Genomic DNA, 19,137 nt, shown 5'->3' on the forward strand with positions numbered 1-19,137 from the left:
CGTGTAGAAACCTCGTTGGAACAGGCTTAAACCATGTCGAACTTAGTGACCAATGCTGGACACGCCCATGTCGATGACCATGGGCACGATGACCATCACCACGACTCGGGGCCGATGACCGTTTTCGGTTTCTGGCTCTACCTGATGACCGACTGCATCTTGTTTGCGTCGATCTTCGCGGTGTACGCGGTACTGGTAAACAACGTAGCGGGTGGCCCGTCGGGCCACGACATCTTCGAACTGCCTTACGTGCTCGGCGAAACCGCCTTGCTGTTGTTCAGTTCGATCACCTACGGCTTCGCCATGCTGGCCTTCTACAAGGGCAGCAAGAAAGGCGTCCTGNGCTGGTTGGCACTGACCTTCCTGTTCGGCCTGGGCTTCATCGGCATGGAGGTCAACGAGTTCCACCTGCTGATCTCCGAAGGCTACGGCCCGNACCGTTCCGGCTTCCTGTCTGCGTTCTTCACGCTGGTAGGCACCCACGGTCTGCACGTATCTGCCGGCCTGCTGTGGATGGCGGTGATGATGTATCAGGTCAATAAACACGGCCTGACCAACACCAACAAGACCCGCCTGAGCTGCCTGAGCCTGTTCTGGCACTTCCTGGACGTGGTCTGGATCTGCGTATTCACCGTTGTTTACCTGATGGGGACTATGTAAATGGCTAACACACACTCCCATGACAGCCACGACGCCGGCCACGGCAGCGTCAAGTCCTACGCGATCGGCTTCATCCTGTCGGTAATCCTGACCCTGATCCCGTTTGGCCTGGTGATGTACCCAACCTTGCCGAAGTCGATCACCTTGATGATCGTTCTGGCGTTCGCGGTGATTCAGGTTCTGGTTCACCTGGTGTACTTCCTGCACCTGGATCGCTCCAAAGCGCAGCGTAACAACGTGATTGCGTTTGTTTTCGCCGCGATCGTGATTGTCCTGCTGGTGGGCCTGTCGCTGTGGATCATGTTCAGCATCCATACGTTCATGATGGCGAAGTGAGGTAAGACCCGATGTCGCTTAAGCACTTTATCCAAATCACCAAACCGGGGATCATTTTCGGTAACGTGCTTTCTGTGGCAGGCGGTTTCTTCCTGGCCTCCAAGGGACATGTCGATCTGGCCATCTTCCTGGCGGCAATGATCGGTACGTCCCTGGTGGTAGCTTCCGGTTGCGTGTTCAACAACTGCATCGACCGCGACATTGATATCAAGATGGAACGCACCAAGAATCGTGTGCTGGTCCAGGGCCTGATCTCCCTGAAACTGGCGCTGATTTACGCGACCGTCTTAGGTGTTGCCGGCGTTGCATTGTTGTACAAGGTGGCGAACCCGTTGGCCGCGCTGTTCGCGGTGATCGGTTTCGTCATCTACGTCGGCTTCTACAGCCTGTACCTCAAGCGCAAGTCGGTTCACGGCACGCTGGTGGGCAGTCTGTCGGGGGCGATGCCGCCGGTGATTGGTTATGTGGCTGTAACCAATAGCTTCGACATGGCCGCGCTGGTGCTGCTGGTGATGTTCAGCCTGTGGCAGATGCCGCATTCCTATGCCATCGCGATCTTCCGCTTCAATGACTACCTGGCTGCTTCGATTCCGGTCCTGCCGGTCAAGCGTGGCATCCAGGTTGCCAAGAAACACATCCTGCTCTACATCCTGGCCTTCCTTGTGGCGACCTTGATGTTGACCTTCAGTGGCTACGCCGGCATGAGCTACCTCGCCGTCGCCGCCGCCATGGGCATGTACTGGTTGTACATGGCCTGGACCGGCTACAAGGCAGTGGATGACACTGTCTGGGCGCGCAAGCTGTTCGTGTTCTCGATCTTCACCATCACCGCGCTGAGCGTGATGATGTCGCTGGACTTCAAAGTGCCGAGTGAGTTGTTGCTGACTTACGCGCCTTAAGCGCCGGCTGCTGTAAAGAAAAGCCCCGTCTTCGAGAGAAGTGCGGGGCTTTTTGTTGGGTGCGATTTCAGTCGTTCGGCACACCAAGTCTCGTAGGCGCGCAACTAATGCGAGGCCCAGGAACCCGATGCAGTTCCGGTTGAAAGCCCCGTCTTCGAGAGCAGAGCGGGGCTTTTTGTTGGAACAGCAAAATGGCATCAGAAAAACTCAGCGATCGAGCAGCCGGAAAAACTGCTCACGCACCTGCAAGCTATCGCTATGCGCCACATTGAAACGCAGGAAACTCCTGGCATCGGCGGCTTTACTCAGCAAAGTGCCAGGTGCCAGCACCAGGTCGTGTTCAAGGCCTTTACTGGCCAGCGTTTCGGCGTGCAGTCCTTCGGGCAAGCGAGTCCAGATAAACAGCCCTTCGCCCGGTATCGATGACACCGAGCATCCAGCCTCTATCAGCCATCTCGCCACGCGACTGCTCGATTCATACAGGCGATCAACCGTGCGCCGGGTGTGTTTGGCGTAGCTGCCGTTACTGAGCATGGTGCAGGTGATCTGCTCCGCCAGTTCCGAGGTCACGCCACCGCAGGCTAACTTCAAGGTGATCATTCGTGCGGCCAGTTGCGGCGATAGCGCGGTATAGCTGACCCGGCTGTTGGCGGTCAGGGTCTTGGAGAAACCGGACACGTAACTGACATTGTCCAGACCGCTCGCGGCCAGGCGCGGGGTGCGTCTTTGCTGGATGTCGCCATACAAGTCATCTTCGAGGATGTGGACGCCGTAACGGTGACTCAGCTCCAGCAAGCGATAAACCTGGGCTGCGGAGAACGAGTGCCCGGTCGGGTTGTGCAGCGTGCTGTTGGTCATATACAGCACGGGACGATGGGCTATCAGCAATTGCTCGAATGCTTCCAGGTCCAGCCCGTCGCAATCGCGGGCAATGGTGATGACCTTGGCGCCGTGCAGCGCCAGATTGGTGTGCATGTTGAAGTAGCATGGATCGTCGAGCAGCACGGTGTCGCCGGGCTTTATCAACAGGCGCATCAGCAGGTCGATGGCCTGCACGGTGTTGGCGGTGGTGATGATCTGCTCCAACGGCACCTCGATGCCGACGGTCGACAGCTTCACGCGCAACGCCTCACGCAACGGGAGGTAACCGCCGACTTCACCGTATTCGCCCATGCGCAGCGCGGTCGCACGAAGGGTGCTGCGCACGGCTTTGAGCAATTCGTCGGCGGGCAGCCACGAGGCGGGCAGAAATCCGCAGCCGGGGCGCAGCGCACCGTTGTCCAGGAGCAAGGCGCGGCGGACCCGGCTGAGCGTGTCTTGGGGTTGCAGGTCCGGGCCAGTTGCATGCTGGGATTGATTGCTTGGGCGGTGAATGTAATGCCCCGAGCCTTGGCGAGAGACCACCAGTCCCTTGGCCCGCAAGCGGTCGAGGGCGTCGACCACCGTGGATTTGCCCACGTTCATCAACTCGGAGAGTTCGCGAATCGGCGGCAACTTGGCCCCGTTAGGCAGGCCACCCTGGTTGATGGCGACGGTCAGCTGATCGACGATCTGCTGCACCAGCGGCACTCCGGGCTGGAACTCGATGGCGGCGATGACGGCGCGCTGCATTTTACTGGTCTCCCTGGCAGTAAAGTTTGTTGGATCTTATACGAAGTTGCCCTGATCAAGACACGCATCTCTCTCTACCATCATCTGCGCGTATGCATGATTGATTAAGAGGGTTCGGTTAATGAGTAATCAAATGAGTCGCGACGAACGCTTCCTCGCGATGGCAAAAGAACTCGGCTTTGATATCTACGACGAGAACTCTGCCGGCGGGCATTACGCGCCGCTGATCCGGCACGATGACGAACTGTATGTCAGCGGGCTGGTGCCGCGCATGAACGGCAAAATCCAATACCCCGGCCGAGTGGGACTGGAACTCAACCTGGCCGATGCCCAAGAGGCTGCGGGTATCAGCGCGATCCGCGGGCTTGCACTGATTCGTGAGGCCATCGGCTCACTGGATAACGTCAAGGCACTGCTGCGCATCACGGTCTATGTGAAATCCACGTTCGATTTTGTGGACCTCAGTGAAGTTGCCAACGGTGCGTCTGACGTTTTCACGCATGTATTGGGTGAGGCCGGTAAACACACCCGAACAACCGTCGGTGTTTACCAGTTGCCAAAAAACGCGCCGATAGAAGTGGATATGATCGCGGCCTTGTATCCGTCAGCGCGGTAAGTCTTTCGGGCATTAAAAAGCCCCGCTTCCGGGGCTTGATGCTGTTCACTCAAACGCAACACCATATCTGTGGCGAGGGAGCAAGCTCTCTCGCCACAAATGCAGGCTCGCGCTCAAGTAAACGGCATTACGCCCCGGGAGCGGGGCTTTCAGGTCGATCAGGTTACTGCGCAGCGATGCTGTAGCCGTCGAACGCGGTTTGCTGTTGAAGAGCAGTGATGATGTTCTTGCGGTTGACCGCTTGTTCGGCCCCGGTGTTGTCCAGGAACGTTTCGTTTTCAATCGCCGCGTCATCACCTTCGCCGACAAAAGTGAAACCGAGGAACTCCAGCGCCTTGCGATCAACGTTCAGGCTCGCACGTGGCGTGCGCAGCGGCAGCGTAACGCTCACGCCATCCTTGCTGATGGTGAACACTTCGAGTTCTTTCTTGGGCCGTGCAGCTTTGCTCTTGCCGGCGCTCGGGTTGCTGATGGCCTGGTGGGACTGGTTCAGCACCTTCAAGGCCAAGCCATAGACGATTTCCTGAAAAGCCGGGTCGTCTTTGAAGCTGGAAAGAATACGGCTGATCGGGAACTTGCTGCTCAGGTCTTCCAGCGCAGCAATGTCAGACGCTTCGGCGTCTTTCAGTTGTTTGAGTTCGCCCATCAGTTCATAGGCTTTATCGTCGTCGAAGCTGTCGTGCGCCTGGCGAATCGCGGCGCGCAGCTCGCGGATCTGGTCGCTTTCCCGGGTGGATTGAAAAGCGTCCAGCACCATTTCGCTGATGGTCTTGGCCTGAGGCACATGTTGTGAAAGATTGATGGAGTTTTCGTATTCCGCTTTGGACGACAAGGTGACTACGGATTCAGCGGTATTGGAATCGGACATTGAAATTTCACTACTTCTTTTAACTTGGGTTTAGGCGAGAAAGCACAGGGCCTTTTCAGGCCGCCTAATCTATTGGACCTGACCCGAGTTGTCACGGATGAAACAGGCGGTTGGTCATCATTTTTGGCGTGGGGGCTTCATCCGCTGAAGCTCCAGTGCATTCGTCGTCGCCGCGCCGCTGGCGGTGTTATCGAAGATGCACCAGGTGGGAACGCCATCGGCTTGGGGTTGTAGCTTTTGAGCCAGGTCTTCAAGCCATCGTATCTCGTAGCTTGAGTAGTAGATTCGCGGTGACCCGTGCAATCGGTAGTAGCGGATGCCCGGCCAGGCACCGGGTACGTCGCCATTGGGTAGCGGTGCAGGATCGGCCGCCACTTGGCCTATTCGGTGCTCGATCAGTAGCGCTTGCGCTTCGGGTGTTTGCCAGCTGACGTGCCTGGGTTCAAACACCGCAAAGCCTTGGTAGCGCGAGCGAAATGTGGCGAAGAAGGTTTCGGCAGTTTTGACGTCGAAGGACAAGGAGGGCGGGATCTGGATCAGCAGGCACCCAAGCTTCTGACCCAGATGGGAGCATTGCTCGATAAAGTCATCGATCAACTTTTCGCAATCCAGCAAGCGAGCTTCGTGGGTGATTTGCTTAGGGACTTTGACTGAAAACCGAAAACCCGCCGGCACACTCTCGGTCCATCGCGCATACGTCGCCGGGCGGTGAGGCCGATAAAACGAGCTGTTGATTTCCACGCACGTCAACTGTGCCGCGTACCGTTGCAAGTGTGTGCCTGCGACGGGAAATGCCTCCCACTGTTCGCGGGGCAGGCTCCATCCGGCGCAGCCGATATACAGGGGCGTCGTGGCAATCATCAGCGTTTTCTCGCCTCGGCATCAGGTTCAAAGCTGTGACCGCTGAAACCGGGCTATTTCCCCATCGAATTCAGGTTCATCGAGCGAACGGCCCATTGCTCCGCCGTTTGCTCGTCCACCGGCAAGGAGAAACGGAACGTCGCCCCCCGTCCCGGAACGTCGATCAACTGAATCCCGCGACCGTGCAGCTGCAGGATTCGGTGCACGATGCGCAGCCCCAGTCCGCCATCGCGCCGGGCGCCGCCAATGTTGAACGGACGCAGAAACAAACCTTCGCGCAATTCGGGAGCGATGCCGGGGCCGGTGTCGCTGACGGTGACTTCGATAAACGGCCCTTGAGGGCGCAGGCTCAGTTCGATTTCTCCACCCTGCGGGGTATCGCGCAGGGCATTGTCGAACAGGTTGGTCAGCACACGTTCGATCAGACCCAGATCGGCGCAGGCGGCCGAGACGTTGGGCGCGAAGGTGGCTTTGAGCTCGATCTGGCGCGCTTCGGCGGTGAGTTCGAATTTCTGGAAGATGTCCTGCACCAGATCCGGCAAGGAAAAGCCTTCGATTACCGGCTGCACGAAACCATGTTCCAGGCGCACCAGTTCCAGCAGCGACTGGGCCAGGCCGCCGACCTTGCGGCTTTGATCCAGGGCGATGCCCAGGTAGCGACGACGGTCGGCGGGGGACAGCGTGGCGTCTTTGAGCGACAGGGTTTCCAGATAACCGTGCAGCGAGGCCAGCGGTGTGCGCAGATCGTGGGAGATGTTCGCCACCAATTCGCGGCGTTCCTGATCCTGGCGAGTCAGCGAGCGCCATTGTTCGCCGAGGCGGTTTTGCATCTGGCGGAAAGCGGCGTCGAGTACGGCTATTTCATCGTGGCTCGACGCTTTTTCTACCGGGTCCGATGCGGGCGGAGGGGAGGGGACGCCGTCGATGTCGAACTGGCTGACTCGATCGGTCAATCGACGCAACGGTCGGGTAATCAGGGCAAATGCGGCAAGGCCGGCGATCAGGCACAACAACGCCACCAGACCGATGGACAGCAGCGCCGTATTGAGCGCAGCGCTGGTGGCACCGCGTGCGGCGAAGCGGTCGTGTTCTTCACTGAGCAACACCACATAGAGGTAACCTTCCGGCTTGCCGTTGACCTGTAACGGCGCGGCGCTGAACACCTTGCGTCCGTCGACGCTGCGCGGGTCATCACCGAGAATCGGCAGCGCATCGCCCTTGAGCAAGCGCTGGATTGGTGCCAGATCGACCCGCTCCCGGTGCATTCGGCCTTCGGGGGCGGCGCTGCCGACAATTACCCCCTCGGTGTTGAGCAGATAGACCTCGACACTTGGATTGACCAGCATGAGTTTGCTGAACAATTCGCGCACGGCATTGGGCATCAGGCCATTGGTGTCCATCAGCACGGTGTCGCGGGCAATGTGTTGGGCAAGATCGCGCGACAGCCCTTGAACCACCTCCAGTTCGTGCATTTTGTTGGAGCGCACTTGCATCCAGGCCGAGGTGCCACAGCACACCAGCAACAGGACGGCGAACACCAGGGACAGGCGTTGTGTCAGGGTCAGCCTCATGGCTGCTCCTCCTTGGCCGCGAATTTATAGCCACGGCCCCACACCGTCAGGATGCGAGCGGGTTGTGCCGGATCGGCTTCGATCTTGGCCCGCAGACGATTGATGTGCGTGTTGACCGTGTGCTCGTAGCCTTCGTGGCTGTAGCCCCAGACGGCGTTGAGCAGGTCCATGCGGGAGAAGACCTTGCCTGGCTGGCGGGCGAAGAAATACAGCAGGTCGAACTCTCGCGGGGTGAGGTCCAGGCGACGACCGTCGAGGGAAACGTCGCGGGTGATGGGGTCGATGGAGAGGCCGTTGGTGATCAGGCTGCCGGCGTCCATTTTCAGGTTGCGGGCCATGGCGTCGACACGTCGCAGCAGGGCTTTGACCCGGGCGACCAGCTCAAGCATTGAAAAAGGCTTGGCCAGGTAATCGTCGGCCCCGAGTTCCAGCCCCAGGATCCGGTGCANCTCACTGGAGCGCGCGCTGGTGATGATGATCGGTGTGTAGCGCGTCATGGCGCGGGCGCGGCGGCAGATTTCCAGGCCGTCCACGCCGGGCAGCATCAGGTCAAGGATCAGCGCATCCCAGCTTCCTTGCTGCAGCAGTCGCATGCCTTCATCACCGTCGGCGCAGTGCACCACCTCGAACTGCTCATCGCGTAGATGCAGGCAGATAAGGTCGGCGATGTGCAGGTCGTCCTCGACCACCAGGACACGTTTGGTCTGTTCCATAAAGCTCAATCCTTTGTAGCGCAATGGGCACATTGTGCGGGTTTTCCCCGGGGCGAGTTATCACGAATTGTTTAACTGTCCGTGAGGATTTGGCGATCAACCCAAGCCTAGGCTGTGTTCCTTATCAGGCACCTGGAATTTTGGAGATGGCCATGTTTTCACGGCGACAGTTTCTTGTAGCGAGCGGCGGGCTGGGCGCTGCAGCCCTGGTGGTCGGTGTGTTGCCAAAATTTGCCGCCCGTACTGCGCTGGTCAGTGACGCCAGTGCGTCGGAGGTGTTCGAGGTGACCCACAGCGACAGCGAATGGCGCGCCCTGCTCAGCGCCGAGCAATACGAAATCCTGCGGGAAGAGGGCACCGAGCGGGCCTACAGCAGCCCGTTGAACAACGAGCATCGCGAGGGTGTTTTTGCCTGTGCCGGTTGTGACTTGCCGCTGTTCTCTTCCGACACCAAGTTTGATAGCCGCACCGGTTGGCCCAGTTTCTGGGCGCCGCTGGACAAGGCGGTGGCGACTCGTCAGGACCGTTCCTTCGGCGTGCTGCGCGAAGCAGTCCACTGCCGGCGTTGCGGTGGTCATCTGGGCCATGTCTTCGATGATGGACCCAAACCCACCGGCTTGCGTTACTGCATGAACGGTCTGGCGATGACCTTCGAGCCCCAGGCGGCGTGACCCATGGGCACTTCCTTTCACTCATTCAATGCAGGTCGATGCTATGTGGCTTCTGGTTCTCGCTTATCTCGGTGGTGTGCTGACGATTGTCAGCCCGTGCATTCTGCCGGTATTGCCTTTTGTCTTCGCTCGCACCGGGCAGCCGTTTATGCGCAGTGGCTTGCCGCTGTTGGCGGGGATGGCGGTGACGTTCGCCCTGGTGGCCTCACTGGCGGCGGTGGGCGGCGGTTGGGTGGTGCAAGTCAATCAGTACGGGCGCTGGCTCGCGTTGCTGTGCGTTGCCCTGTTCGGACTCACGCTGCTGCTGCCGCNGTTGGCGGAGCGCCTGACACGTCCACTGGTGGCGGCCGGCAGCCGACTGTCGGAAGCCGCAGGCGCCGATGCTCGTCCGCGTCCCGGCGCTTCGTTCCTGATCGGCGTCGCCACGGGCCTGCTCTGGGCTCCGTGTGCCGGGCCGATTCTGGGCCTGTTGCTGACCGGCGCGGCGCTGCAAGGGGCAAGCATCGCCACCACGTTGCTGTTGCTGGCTTACGCCGCGGGTGCCGCCACTTCCCTCGCCGTGGCGTTGTTGCTGGGCGGTAAAGTCTTTGCGGCGATGAAGCGCTCGATCGGCGCGGGTGAATGGGTCCGTCGAGGTTTGGGCGCAGCGATGTTGGCCGGCGTGGCGGCGATTGCCCTCGGGCTGGACACCGGCATCCTGGCGCGGGTTTCGACGGCTTCCACCGGCGGCCTCGAGCAGGCGTTGGTGGGGCGATTGGCCGGGAAGTCACCACACAACAGCGGGGCGATGATGGCCGCTGGCGGGGCGATGAAAATGTCGGCGAAAGCGCCGGGTGCATTGCCGATTGAAGGCAACCTGCCGCCGCTGGATGGCGCCGTGCAATGGCTCAATTCACCTCCACTGACCGCACAGGCATTGAAGGGCAAGGTCGTGCTGGTGGATTTCTGGACTTACTCCTGCATCAATTGCCTGCGCACCTTGCCGTATGTGAAAGCCTGGGCCGAAAAGTACCGCGATCAGGGGCTGGTGGTGATCGGTGTTCATGCGCCCGAATTCGCGTTCGAGCGGGATGTGGGCAATGTCACCAAAGCCATGAAAAACCTGGGCATCAACTATCCGGTGGCGATCGACAACGACTACAAGATCTGGCGTGCCTTCAACAACGAATACTGGCCGGCTCACTATTTTGCTGACGCACAGGGGCGCATTCGTTATCACCACTTCGGTGAAGGCGAGTACGCCGAATCGGAGCGCGTCATCCAGCAGTTGCTGCGTGAAGCGGGCGCCACAAAGGTCGCCGACGGGTTGATCAATGCCGACGCCACCGGGGTTCAACTGGCCCCGGACATGAATGAAGTCCAGTCGCCGGAAACCTATGTCGGCTACCAGCGTGCAGAGCACTTCGTGCCTGAAACAGGCCTGGTGCCGGACAAGGTCTCGGCGTACAGCACGCCGGCGCAATTGGCACTCAACGATTGGGGCCTGGACGGTCAATGGAACGTCGGCTCGGAACGCGCGACCTCAAGTGCGCCGGCCAGCCGCATCGTCTACCGCTTCCACGCTCGCGATTTGCATCTGGTACTGGGCCCCGGCGCAGACGGTAAACCGGTGCGCTTCAAGGTGCTGATCGANGGCCAGGCCCCGGGCGATGCCCACGGCACGGATGTGGCGCCCGATGGCAGCGGCAGCGTTACCGAGCAACGGTTGTATCAATTGGTGCGCCAGAACGGCGGCGTGACGGATCGCACCTTCAGCATCGAGTTTCTAGATCCGGGTGTGTCGGCATATGCCTTTACGTTCGGTTGATCGCCCTATCATTTGTTCAGGAGTCAGACTCATGAAAATCCCGGTTACCTGGCGCCGCACCTTGTTGGGTTTGGCGGCTGCAGGCGTCATCGGCCAATGCTCGGCGTTTTCTTTCGGCGCTGCTGAAGAAGCGGTCATTATCCCGCCGCCTGCCCTGGATGAAACCACCCAGGCCCACAGCGAAACCGCGGTCTTCGCCGGCGGTTGTTTCTGGGGCGTCCAAGGGGTGTTCCAGCACGTCAAAGGCGTGAAAAAAGCCGTCTCCGGTTACGCTGGCGGTGAAGCCAACACCGCTCGGTATGAACGGGTCAGTGATGGCGATACCGGTCATGCGGAATCGGTCGAGGTCACTTTCGATCCGTCACAGGTCAGCTATGGCACCCTGCTGCAGATCTATTTCTCAGTGGCGCACAACCCCACCGAGTTGAACCGCCAGGGCCCCGACAGCGGCACGCAGTATCGGTCGGCGATTTTCCCTGAGAACACCGAACAGCAGCGCGTCGCCCAGGCCTACATTGCCCAGCTCGACGCCGCCCGTTCATTCAACAAACCCATTGTGACCAAGCTGGAAACCTACAACGGTTTCTACCCGGCGGAAGAGGAACATCAGGACTTTCTGACCGAGCACCCGACGTATCCATACATCGTGATCAACGACCTGCCGAAAGTCGCGCAGCTGAAGCAGCTGTACCCGGATCGGTATCAGGAGAAACCGGTGCTGGTGAAGGCGGGGATGTGAAGGGCGTTTTGGCTATCGACTGCGCGGGCGCTCCATCGCGATGCTGGACGGTTCAAAGCCCAGGCGAGAAAAGAATGCCGAAGCGCCTTCACGACCTGCGCGCAGAACCCAGGTGATGTCGGTGTTCTCGCCCATGACATGCTCGACCAGCGCCCGACCCACGCCTTCACGTCGATGCTGCCCGGACACGACAACCATCGACAGATAACCGTTGGACAGGCCGTCGGTGATGCCACGGGCAAACCCGACAATGTGCGCATCTTTCACGGCAAGCGCAGTACGTTGGGAGTTGGCGATCAACTGCGCAAAATGTTCAGTTGATCCCAAGCGGTGAGCCCATCCGTTCAGCTCAAGAAACAGCCGCACGGACTCCACCTCCGAGGGCAGTACATCACGGACATGCAGGAGGGCGCTCAACCGGAAATCACATTCTTGCCCGCAACTTTCGACCGATACAGCGCCTGATCGGCCCTGGCCAGAAGACCGGTCTGTTGCTCTTCTTCAAAGCGCTGGACCACGCCAAAACTCATGGTCACCTGAAACTCGCCCACAGGGGGCAGGCTCGACAGGCCATGGCGGATTTTTTCGGCGAAGGATCGGGCGTCGGCCAGCGCGGTATTGGGCAGGATGAGGATGAACTCGTCGCCACCCCAGCGCGCCAGTAGATCGCCTTCGCGCACGCAGCGTTTCACGCTCTTCACGACCTGCACCAACGCCGCATCTCCCAGGGCATGGCCGTAGTGGTCGTTGATGTTCTTGAAGTCATCGATGTCCATGGCGATCAATGACAGCGGCTGCCGAAAGCGCTGGGCACGTTCGCATTCCTGGGGCAGGTTTTTTTCCAGGCGATAGCGATTGGCGATCGATGTCAGCGCATCGGTTTCCGCCAGTTTGCGATTTTCTTCCAGTTGAATTTGCAGCTGCTGATTGACCCGCGACAACTCCCGGGTGCGTTCTTCGACGATGACTTCAAGGGATTGATTACGCCGTTCCATCTCCTCGAAGAGGCGTTTCTTGTCTTCGATGCTGCGGTGCGCGCCGACCATTCGTGCCACCGATCCGTCGGCATTGCGTGCCAGTACGTAGCCGCGATCTTCGATCCAGGTGTAACTGCCATCTTGCTTGCGGCAGCGGTACTCGGCTTGATAGCCCGGTGCGTGTTGATTCAGGTACGCATCAAACAACGCCATCACCCGCGGGTAATCATCGGGGTGCATCACGTTTTCCCAAGTCAACACGGTGTTGTCCAGGGAGTGAGGTGCGTAGCCGAGCATCACGTACCACCCGGGATTGCGGTAGACGAACCCGGTGTTGGCGTTCCAGTCCCAAATGCCGTCACTGACCAGTTCCAGGATGGTGTGCAGCATGTCTTCGTTCAGATCCGACACATTGAATTTCAACGGCTCGATATTTGATGCCTCACCCATCACCGCTCTCCCTGCCGCACTGATATCAAAGTGACCCGTCAGTTGGGGAGATTAGTGCATGGTGTATTGCCCCGGCTAGTGCTTGGCCCACATCTGCATGGCGAAGTCGACGAAGCGACGCAATTTCGGCAAGCGGTAGCGATCCTGGGCGTACACCAAGTGCATCGGCCGACTCGGCAGTCGATAGTCCTGCATCAACGCCACAAGGTGTCCGTTGAGCAAATCCTGCTCGACCAACGCATCGGGCAACATCACGATGCCCATCCCGGTTCGAGCGGCCTGGTGCAGCCCGGCCGAACTGTTGATCAACATCGGGCCTCTGACGGCCACCATGACTTCACCTTCCGGCCCGCTCAGCCGCCACTGTTTTTCCACGGATTGCCAGTCATCGCCGACCGGATAGGCAAAGGACAAGCAGTCGTGGTGTTGCAGGTCGTCGGGTTTTTCCGGTGTGCCCCGGCGTGCCAGATAGGCCTTCGAAGCGCACATGGTCAGCGTGTAGTCGATGAGCGGACGTGCGATCAGGTTGGACGGTTCAATAGCGCCCAGGCGAAACGCCACGTCGAGGCCGTTTTCGAGAAGGTCGGGCCGCCCGTTGGTGAGCACCACGTCCAGTTTGACTTGCGGATAACGCAGGGTGAATTCGCTGAGCGCCGGCGCTAGTTTTTCAGTGCCGAAGGTCAGCGGGGCGGTGATGCGCAAGGTCCCACTCGGGGTGTCCTGACTTTGTTCGGCCAGCCGCTCGGAATCTTCCACCAACCCCAACACCTCCAAGCAGCGCTGGTAATAAGCGGAGCCGAACTCCGTCAATCGCTGACGCCGTGTCGTCCGGTTCAGCAAGCGCACGCCCAGACGTTGTTCCAGCGCACGNAAGTGATTGCCGACCATGGTGGTCGACATCCCGCATTCCTGCGCGGCGGCGGTCATGCTGCCGGTCTCCACCACTTTCACGTACACCGACATCGCCTGGAATAAATCCATTATCAAGCTCAGCTTTAAGATGATTGAAGTGTTGCGGCGTTTATCCAGCTCAGGTGGCTAACCATACTGCAAAAACACCGACAATTGATGGAGCTTGATGTCATGACCGCCGCTTGCCTGATGACCACTTACCAACCCCTGGCCCTGAGTTTCAGCAAAGGCCTGGGCACCCGACTTTGGGACCAGGCGGGCCGTGANTANCTGGANGCGGTGGCGGGTGTGGCGGTGACCAATGTCGGGCATTCCCANCCCAAAATCGTGTCGGCGATCAGCGAGCAGGCCGGGCTGTTGTTGCACACCTCAAACCTCTACAGCATCGACTGGCAGCAGCGGTTGGCGCAGAAACTGACGCAGTTGTCCGGCCTGGACCGCGCGTTCTTCAACAATTCCGGCGCCGAAGCCAACGAGACGGCGCTGAAGCTGGCACGGNTNTACGGCTGGCACAAAGGTGTCGAGCAACCGCTGGTGGTGGTGATGGAAAACGCCTTTCATGGCCGGACGCTGGGTACCTTATCCGCCAGCGACGGCCCGGCCGTGCGCCTGGGGTTCAACGAGTTGCCCGGCGACTTCGTCAAAGTGCCCTTCGGCGACCTCAACGCGTTGGGAAAGGTGCAGCAAGCCCATGGCCCGCGGATCGTGGCCATTCTGATGGAACCGATTCAGGGCGAAAGCGGCGTGCAGTTGGCGCCTCCCGGTTACCTGAAAACCGTGCGCGAACTGTGCTCGCGCCACGGCTGGCTGATGATGCTGGATGAAATACAGACCGGCATCGGCCGTACCGGCCAGTGGTTCGCCTTCCAGCACGAAGGCATCGTCCCGGACGTCATGACCCTGGCCAAGGGCCTCGGCAACGGTATCCCCATCGGCGCTTGCCTGGCCCGGGGCAAAGCCGCCGAGCTGTTCACCCCCGGCAGCCATGGCAGCACCTTCGGCGGTAATCCACTGGCGTGTCGGGTCGGCTGCACGGTGTTGGACATCATCGAAGAACAAGGTCTGCTGGTAAACGCCAGGCTTCAGGGGGAACGCCTGCTGGCCAGACTGCGGGCCGAACTGGCCGACGACCCGAACGTCCTGGCGATTCGTGGTCAAGGCTTGATGGTCGGCATCGAACTCAAGCAACCGATCCGCGACCTGACCCTGATCGCCGCACGCGACCACGGCTTGCTGATCAACGTGACACGGGGCAAGACTATCCGCCTGCTGCCACCGCTGACGATTGATGAGCAGGAAGTGGAAATGATTGTCAGAGGGGTTTGTCGGGTGGTGAGAACATCCTGAGATCGTGTGTGATCGTTCCCACGCAGAGCGTAGGAACGATCTTGCTCGGGGTAATGGTTGTTGCGACCTCAACAACCTGACAAATTCGACGTGACCAAAAGCCGCTCAAATTGTGTTTGAGCGGCTCAGGCTTTCCGAGCCCGTCGAATGGTTCACCCTGGATAGCTGTGATGAGCAGGTTGATTCGTTTGAGTCCGGCCTTGTCATTTTGTTGGAACCATAAATAGTCGTCCCAACCTTCGGGAGTGAACTCAATATTCATTCTTCGATGAGTTGCCTGGATTGGGTCTTCCCTGCACGCAAGTTGCTGATCGATTTGATCAGGCGCTCAGCATTGGCGGGGGAGCGCAGCAGATAGGCGGTCTCTTCGAGAGCGTTGTACTCCGCCAGAGACATCATCACTACGGGTTCGCCTTTCTGGCGAGTAACCAGCAACGGCGCACGGTCTTCATTGACCCTATCCATGGTTTCGGCCAGATGGGCCCGTGCGGTGGTGTAGTTGATAGTTTGCATGTTGTAGTCCTCGCTCGATGCAAAGAACGTACAGAAATGAGTACAGGTTGACAAGGCGATACCTCCGAGTGGTCGTTACGCAGACGATGTGCCTACGAACATCCTGAGATCGTGTGTGATCGTTCCCACGCAGAGCGTAGGAACGATCTTGCTCGGGGTAATGGTTGTTGCGACCTCAACAACCTGACAAACACACCCGCTCCCCCAGACTCTCCACCAACCGAACCAGATACCCATCCGGGTCCTGCACCAGAAATTCCCGCTGCCCGACTTCCACCTGATCGGCGCGATACCAGACATCGGCGCAGGGACGAAACAACGGCCATTCAACAGCCGCCAATCGCGTGAGTATCGGTTCGACAAGATCAACAGTGATCTGAAAGTTGATGCCCCGACCAAACGGCGCTTCCAATGCCCCGCTCATCCACTGGCCTTCGTCCGGAGCGTATTGTTCCAGCATGATCTGCACGCCGTTTTTATCCAGGTAGGCGAAACCTACTTCCGGACGCTCGTAGGCGATCTCGAAACCGATTAACGAGGTCCAGAAATGCAGGCTTTTCTTGAAGTCGGTGACCATCAGTTCGGGCACCAATTTGCTCCGTGCAAACATACCTATCCTTTTTAAAAGCCGTGAGATGAGTCGGGAAGAGTGTTCAAGAAAGCCGTGATTTCACTTCGATCCATGAGTCTGATTTTTGAGCCGCTGAACCCTTCAAACAGTTGCCGGTGTGCGGAAAACCCACTGGAATCTTCGCGATCAAGATAACTGCCGGCCCATTCCAGCAACGCTATCAGCCGTTCGTCATCGTCCCGTCTGTTTTCTCGCTGGCGAATATTGGCGACGCAGCGTTCGTCGTCAACACACAGCCAGACAAGTGCTGTTGCGCGGTGGATCAGTTCGCTGACGATCCAGCCGTAAACGCCTTCTATCACCCAACATTCATCATCGGCCAGCACGCGCGCCATGCCCAATGCTTCGGGGCGAGCGCGGGCGATGCTGCATTCATCCGACTCCCAGTGAACCCGGTCAAGATCGGTCCACGGCGCATGGAGGTGTTCGGCCAGTCGTTTAGCCAGCCAGCTTTTGCCAGCGCCAGAGTTGCCGATGATCAGGGTGCGGGTGAGGTTCATGGTGGCTCACACGTTCAGTCGTCATTGTCAGGTGCAATCATCCGCGTCTTCGGCGCACCGTTTGAGTTGTGCTGATAGATTTCCTGCGGCTGTCCTTTCTCATTGAAGAACACCTGACCGATCCCCGCCGAATTCCACAACCGTTCACCTGCTTCAGCATGTTCAGGGGTGTGCGGGATGATGCGCATGCGGCGGCGCTTGGTCAGCCAGTTGAGCGGCGAGCGCGGCGAGTAGAGCCAGCGGTTGAGGCGGTCGAACCATTCCAGCAAGCGTGGTGGGAATTGGTTCTTGATGCCGCTGCTGGTGATCTGCCAGATCCTCGGGCCGGCGTTGCGATGGCGGATCAGGACTTCGTAGACGAAGGAATAATGCACATCGCCCGACAGCACCACGTAATTACCCGGTGTGCGCGAGTGTCTGAAAATGTTCAGGATCACTTGGGCAGCGCCGCGATGGGCCATCCAGTTTTCGGCGTCTACCAGCAGTGGATAGCCGCACCAGCTGAAGACGCGTTGCACGGTTTCGATCAACTTGACGCCGAAGATCGGTGCCGGCGAAACGATGATTGCCGACGGGTGATCGAGCAGTTCCTGTTGCAGTTCGCTGAGGGCTTCCCAGTCCAGCAGACCCGAGGGTTGCTGGAGATTCATCTCGCTGCGCCAGCGTCGGGTGCGGGTGTCGATGACGACCAGCGCTGGAGTGGTCGGCAGCACGTAATGCCAGTGTTGAAAGCCGAGCAGCTCATCGATCAGAGCGTCCTGGACGTCGCTGTCGAGATAATCGTCGTGCCCCGTGGCACTCAATAATCGGGCTTTTTCCAGCACATTGCCGAATGCATCCGGGTTATTGCCCCAGCCCTGGCACAGCATGTAGGCGAGCAGCGCGTTGCCGATGATGCGCTTGGAGAACGGATGGCCGTAGGCCGTTTCCTCCCATTGCGCGGACAGATTCCAGTCATCGGTAATGTCATGGTCGTCGAAAATCATCAGGCACGGCAGATGCGCCATCGCCCGGGCGACACCGCCAAGACCTGTCTTGAAGTCATCGATACGCGTCTGTTCAAGGGCATAACGCTTGCGTCTTTCGGGCGTCAGCGTCGGTGGTTGTGGCGCGATCAGCGTCCAGGGTGTCGGCGACCAGACCAGCANGTACATCGCNATTACTTCGGCAAAGGTCACCAGGTGATTGTCGGCGGTGCTGCTGGTGAAAATCGGTTTGCGCGCCCCGCCGAAAAATCGCTCGCGCAAGGTTTTGTTGCTCTCAAGCGCCGGCAACAAATCCGCACGATGGTAATAACTGGCAGGGTGTTCGTAGAGTTTGGCGCTGTCGCTGACCACCGCGCCTTCGAGGTGTTCTTCGAACAGCCCCAGTTGCTCGATCAAGGCATGGATCGCCCGCAACATCGGACCGGCGACATCGTCGGCGTACACCTGATCACCGCTCATCATCAGCAGGGCCGGGCGCTCTGTCGCGGCATGCTCCGTTGCCAGAAAACGATCCACGCACAGCAAGCCGTCGGCTGCCGGGTGGTGAGGTTTACGGCAGGAACCGTGCATTAACTGATCGATGCGCGAACGCAAAACAAAATTCGGGCAACGCGCTTCGCCGTACAGCAGATGAGGTGCCCAGTCGGCGATGCCTTCCAATGCGTCATCAATCAGCAGGTCATAGTCGATCAGGGTGTCGCAGGGCAGGGCGGTCGACAACGGCACATCGATCAGGTGAACGAAAGCACGCTTGCCCACCGGGATGACCGTGCATTGCCCGGCATCGAGGCGAATGTCGCCGACACCTTGCAGGCGCAAGGTCAGCGACAAGGCCCGGGTTCCCACCAGCCAGAGCACCAGGCGCGTGGGCTCCAGACGCCGCAACAGCGGGCCGGCGAGGACCGGTGGCAGAGGGCGATGGTTGTCGGGGAATGGCGAAGACATGGGCATGCAGGTTCAAGACTCTTGGTGCACAGAGCGCGCGATGATAGCGCAGCCAGCGCCCAGGGTTATCTGATGGCCACTGGCTTGCTGCTGAATCTGTAACAAACGGTGATCGTTTCGGTATCACTGGCACCCGTCAAAGGCTTTAGGGCGATACATCAAGGTCGCCGTCACCAGGCTGCAAGCTCCGGCTATCAAATGGCGCCCGACCGGATACTCATCCTGCTTGAACCTGGCGACTGTGAAGAGCCATGTTCCGAAGAAGACGCCAAAGGTCGCCATGATCGTATAGAGAAAGTAAGCGGGTCGTGTTTTTGTCTCATCGGGGCTCATGAACATCAGCACGATCGTCGCGACAATCAAACTGGCCAGAGCACCTGCCAGGTTGGCGAACCACAGATACAAGCTGCCACGGTTCCTCACTATCCAGAACCAGATCCCCGCTGACGCAGCCAAGAACACCAATATTGCGACGAGAACCATTCATTCTTCCTTGGTAACGATGGCCACTGGCTTGCTGCTGA

22 protein-coding genes are annotated in these 19,137 nt (G+C 59.2%); 8 read left to right on the forward strand and 14 right to left on the reverse strand.

Features of this window, described 5'->3' with window-relative positions:
• Positions 1–33: 33 nt before the first annotated feature.
• Genes B7L09_RS22865 through cyoE form a run of 3 tightly spaced genes read left to right on the forward strand, consistent with a single transcriptional unit; the run spans position 34 to position 1,895 of the window.
• Positions 34–660 (forward strand): cytochrome o ubiquinol oxidase subunit III, encoded by a 627-nt coding sequence (locus B7L09_RS22865; protein WP_094470762.1) that lies wholly within the window; start codon positions 34–36, stop codon positions 658–660.
• Entirely contained in the window at positions 661–996 is a 336-nt protein-coding gene (cyoD, locus tag B7L09_RS22870) for a cytochrome o ubiquinol oxidase subunit IV (protein ID WP_094470763.1), read from the forward strand. It begins immediately after the preceding gene.
• 11 nt (positions 997–1,007) lie between these two features.
• Positions 1,008–1,895 (forward strand): heme o synthase, encoded by an 888-nt coding sequence (cyoE, locus tag B7L09_RS22875; protein ID WP_094470764.1) that lies wholly within the window; start codon positions 1,008–1,010, stop codon positions 1,893–1,895.
• Between the two features lie 207 nt (positions 1,896–2,102).
• Here cyoE and B7L09_RS22880 read toward each other — a convergent pair whose 3' ends face one another.
• The gene (locus tag B7L09_RS22880; protein ID WP_094470765.1) at positions 2,103–3,506 is read right to left on the reverse strand and encodes an aminotransferase-like domain-containing protein; all 1,404 of its coding nucleotides are present in this window, start codon (positions 3,504–3,506) and stop codon (positions 2,103–2,105) included.
• 133 nt (positions 3,507–3,639) lie between these two features.
• On the opposite strand from B7L09_RS22880, the gene B7L09_RS22885 reads away from it, so the two are divergent.
• Positions 3,640–4,122: a RidA family protein gene (locus B7L09_RS22885; RefSeq protein ID WP_374039707.1), complete on the forward strand. Its 483-nt coding sequence runs from the start codon at positions 3,640–3,642 to the stop codon at positions 4,120–4,122.
• Between the two features lie 163 nt (positions 4,123–4,285).
• Here B7L09_RS22885 and B7L09_RS22890 read toward each other — a convergent pair whose 3' ends face one another.
• From B7L09_RS22890 to B7L09_RS22905, 4 genes are all read right to left on the reverse strand, one after another.
• Positions 4,286–4,990, reverse strand: a complete 705-nt coding sequence (locus tag B7L09_RS22890) for a hypothetical protein (RefSeq protein WP_094470767.1) — start codon at positions 4,988–4,990, stop codon at positions 4,286–4,288.
• 117 nt (positions 4,991–5,107) lie between these two features.
• A complete protein-coding gene (locus B7L09_RS22895; RefSeq protein WP_094470768.1) occupies positions 5,108–5,851 on the reverse strand; it encodes a DUF72 domain-containing protein in 744 nt (247 codons plus the stop codon).
• 53 nt (positions 5,852–5,904) lie between these two features.
• Positions 5,905–7,422, reverse strand: coding sequence for a sensor histidine kinase (locus B7L09_RS22900; RefSeq protein ID WP_094470769.1), 1,518 nt, complete (start codon positions 7,420–7,422; stop codon positions 5,905–5,907).
• Complete coding sequence (locus B7L09_RS22905; RefSeq protein WP_094470770.1) at positions 7,419–8,135, reverse strand: response regulator transcription factor; 717 nt, start codon at positions 8,133–8,135, stop codon at positions 7,419–7,421. The genes B7L09_RS22900 and B7L09_RS22905 overlap by 4 nt, the downstream gene beginning before the upstream one ends.
• 152 nt (positions 8,136–8,287) lie before the next feature.
• Here B7L09_RS22905 and msrB point away from each other — a divergent pair, with 152 nt between their 5' ends.
• The 3 genes from msrB (at position 8,288) to msrA (ending at position 11,352) form a co-directional block, all read left to right on the forward strand.
• Entirely contained in the window at positions 8,288–8,806 is a 519-nt protein-coding gene (msrB, locus tag B7L09_RS22910; protein WP_094470796.1) for a peptide-methionine (R)-S-oxide reductase MsrB, read from the forward strand.
• A 43-nt stretch (positions 8,807–8,849) separates the two neighbouring features.
• Entirely contained in the window at positions 8,850–10,613 is a 1,764-nt protein-coding gene (locus B7L09_RS22915; RefSeq protein ID WP_094470797.1) for a cytochrome c biogenesis protein DipZ, read from the forward strand.
• A gap of 31 nt (positions 10,614–10,644) precedes the next feature.
• Positions 10,645–11,352: a peptide-methionine (S)-S-oxide reductase MsrA gene (gene msrA / locus B7L09_RS22920; protein ID WP_094470771.1), complete on the forward strand. Its 708-nt coding sequence runs from the start codon at positions 10,645–10,647 to the stop codon at positions 11,350–11,352.
• Between the two features lie 12 nt (positions 11,353–11,364).
• Here msrA and B7L09_RS22925 read toward each other — a convergent pair whose 3' ends face one another.
• From B7L09_RS22925 to B7L09_RS22935, 3 genes are all read right to left on the reverse strand, one after another.
• Positions 11,365–11,769 carry a GNAT family N-acetyltransferase gene (locus B7L09_RS22925; protein ID WP_094470772.1) on the reverse strand — a complete coding sequence of 135 codons (405 nt, stop codon included), beginning with the start codon at positions 11,767–11,769 and terminating at the stop codon, positions 11,365–11,367.
• Entirely contained in the window at positions 11,766–12,779 is a 1,014-nt protein-coding gene (locus tag B7L09_RS22930) for a sensor domain-containing diguanylate cyclase (protein WP_094470773.1), read from the reverse strand. Before B7L09_RS22930 ends, B7L09_RS22925 begins: the two co-directional genes overlap by 4 nt.
• A 75-nt stretch (positions 12,780–12,854) precedes the next feature.
• On the reverse strand, positions 12,855–13,760 hold the full coding sequence (locus B7L09_RS22935) for a LysR family transcriptional regulator (protein WP_094470774.1): 906 nt from the start codon (positions 13,758–13,760) through the stop codon (positions 12,855–12,857).
• A gap of 102 nt (positions 13,761–13,862) precedes the next feature.
• Here B7L09_RS22935 and B7L09_RS22940 point away from each other — a divergent pair, with 102 nt between their 5' ends.
• Positions 13,863–15,038, forward strand: coding sequence for an aspartate aminotransferase family protein (locus tag B7L09_RS22940; RefSeq protein WP_094470775.1), 1,176 nt, complete (start codon positions 13,863–13,865; stop codon positions 15,036–15,038).
• Here the strand turns inward: B7L09_RS22940 and B7L09_RS32675 are convergent.
• The 6 genes from B7L09_RS32675 to B7L09_RS22970 form a co-directional block, all read right to left on the reverse strand.
• Entirely contained in the window at positions 15,004–15,300 is a 297-nt protein-coding gene (locus B7L09_RS32675) for a Txe/YoeB family addiction module toxin (protein WP_368073915.1), read from the reverse strand. The two genes, B7L09_RS22940 and B7L09_RS32675, sit on opposite strands and share 35 nt — an antisense overlap.
• Complete coding sequence (locus B7L09_RS22950) at positions 15,297–15,551, reverse strand: type II toxin-antitoxin system prevent-host-death family antitoxin (protein WP_010458023.1); 255 nt, start codon at positions 15,549–15,551, stop codon at positions 15,297–15,299. Before B7L09_RS22950 ends, B7L09_RS32675 begins: the two co-directional genes overlap by 4 nt.
• A 175-nt stretch (positions 15,552–15,726) precedes the next feature.
• Positions 15,727–16,161 (reverse strand): bleomycin resistance protein, encoded by a 435-nt coding sequence (locus B7L09_RS22955; protein WP_094470776.1) that lies wholly within the window; start codon positions 16,159–16,161, stop codon positions 15,727–15,729.
• A gap of 11 nt (positions 16,162–16,172) precedes the next feature.
• Positions 16,173–16,682 carry a P-loop NTPase family protein gene (locus tag B7L09_RS22960; RefSeq protein WP_094470777.1) on the reverse strand — a complete coding sequence of 170 codons (510 nt, stop codon included), beginning with the start codon at positions 16,680–16,682 and terminating at the stop codon, positions 16,173–16,175.
• A 14-nt stretch (positions 16,683–16,696) separates the two neighbouring features.
• Entirely contained in the window at positions 16,697–18,619 is a 1,923-nt protein-coding gene (locus tag B7L09_RS22965) for an alkaline phosphatase D family protein (protein ID WP_094470778.1), read from the reverse strand.
• A gap of 117 nt (positions 18,620–18,736) precedes the next feature.
• Entirely contained in the window at positions 18,737–19,096 is a 360-nt protein-coding gene (locus B7L09_RS22970) for a hypothetical protein (RefSeq protein WP_094470779.1), read from the reverse strand.
• Between the last annotated feature and the right edge of the window lie 41 nt (positions 19,097–19,137).

Source organism: Pseudomonas mandelii, assembly GCF_002251635.1.
GTDB lineage: Bacteria > Pseudomonadota > Gammaproteobacteria > Pseudomonadales > Pseudomonadaceae > Aquipseudomonas > Aquipseudomonas mandelii_B.

Coding starts and splice junctions, on each gene's coding strand:
- cyoD (WP_094470763.1), top strand. CDS start 661: ATGGCTAACACACACTCCCATGACAGCCACGACGCCGGCCACGGCAGC.
- B7L09_RS22895 (WP_094470768.1), bottom strand. CDS start 5,851: ATGATTGCCACGACGCCCCTGTATATCGGCTGCGCCGGATGGAGCCTG.
- B7L09_RS22930 (WP_094470773.1), bottom strand. CDS start 12,779: ATGGGTGAGGCATCAAATATCGAGCCGTTGAAATTCAATGTGTCGGAT.
- B7L09_RS22955 (WP_094470776.1), bottom strand. CDS start 16,161: ATGTTTGCACGGAGCAAATTGGTGCCCGAACTGATGGTCACCGACTTC.
- B7L09_RS22900 (WP_094470769.1), bottom strand. CDS start 7,422: ATGAGGCTGACCCTGACACAACGCCTGTCCCTGGTGTTCGCCGTCCTG.
- B7L09_RS32675 (WP_368073915.1), bottom strand. CDS start 15,300: ATGAATATTGAGTTCACTCCCGAAGGTTGGGACGACTATTTATGGTTC.
- B7L09_RS22970 (WP_094470779.1), bottom strand. CDS start 19,096: ATGGTTCTCGTCGCAATATTGGTGTTCTTGGCTGCGTCAGCGGGGATC.
- B7L09_RS22960 (WP_094470777.1), bottom strand. CDS start 16,682: ATGAACCTCACCCGCACCCTGATCATCGGCAACTCTGGCGCTGGCAAA.
- B7L09_RS22890 (WP_094470767.1), bottom strand. CDS start 4,990: ATGTCCGATTCCAATACCGCTGAATCCGTAGTCACCTTGTCGTCCAAA.
- B7L09_RS22885 (WP_374039707.1), top strand. CDS start 3,640: ATGAGTCGCGACGAACGCTTCCTCGCGATGGCAAAAGAACTCGGCTTT.
- msrB (WP_094470796.1), top strand. CDS start 8,288: ATGTTTTCACGGCGACAGTTTCTTGTAGCGAGCGGCGGGCTGGGCGCT.
- B7L09_RS22950 (WP_010458023.1), bottom strand. CDS start 15,551: ATGCAAACTATCAACTACACCACCGCACGGGCCCATCTGGCCGAAACC.
- cyoE (WP_094470764.1), top strand. CDS start 1,008: ATGTCGCTTAAGCACTTTATCCAAATCACCAAACCGGGGATCATTTTC.
- B7L09_RS22880 (WP_094470765.1), bottom strand. CDS start 3,506: ATGCAGCGCGCCGTCATCGCCGCCATCGAGTTCCAGCCCGGAGTGCCG.
- msrA (WP_094470771.1), top strand. CDS start 10,645: ATGAAAATCCCGGTTACCTGGCGCCGCACCTTGTTGGGTTTGGCGGCT.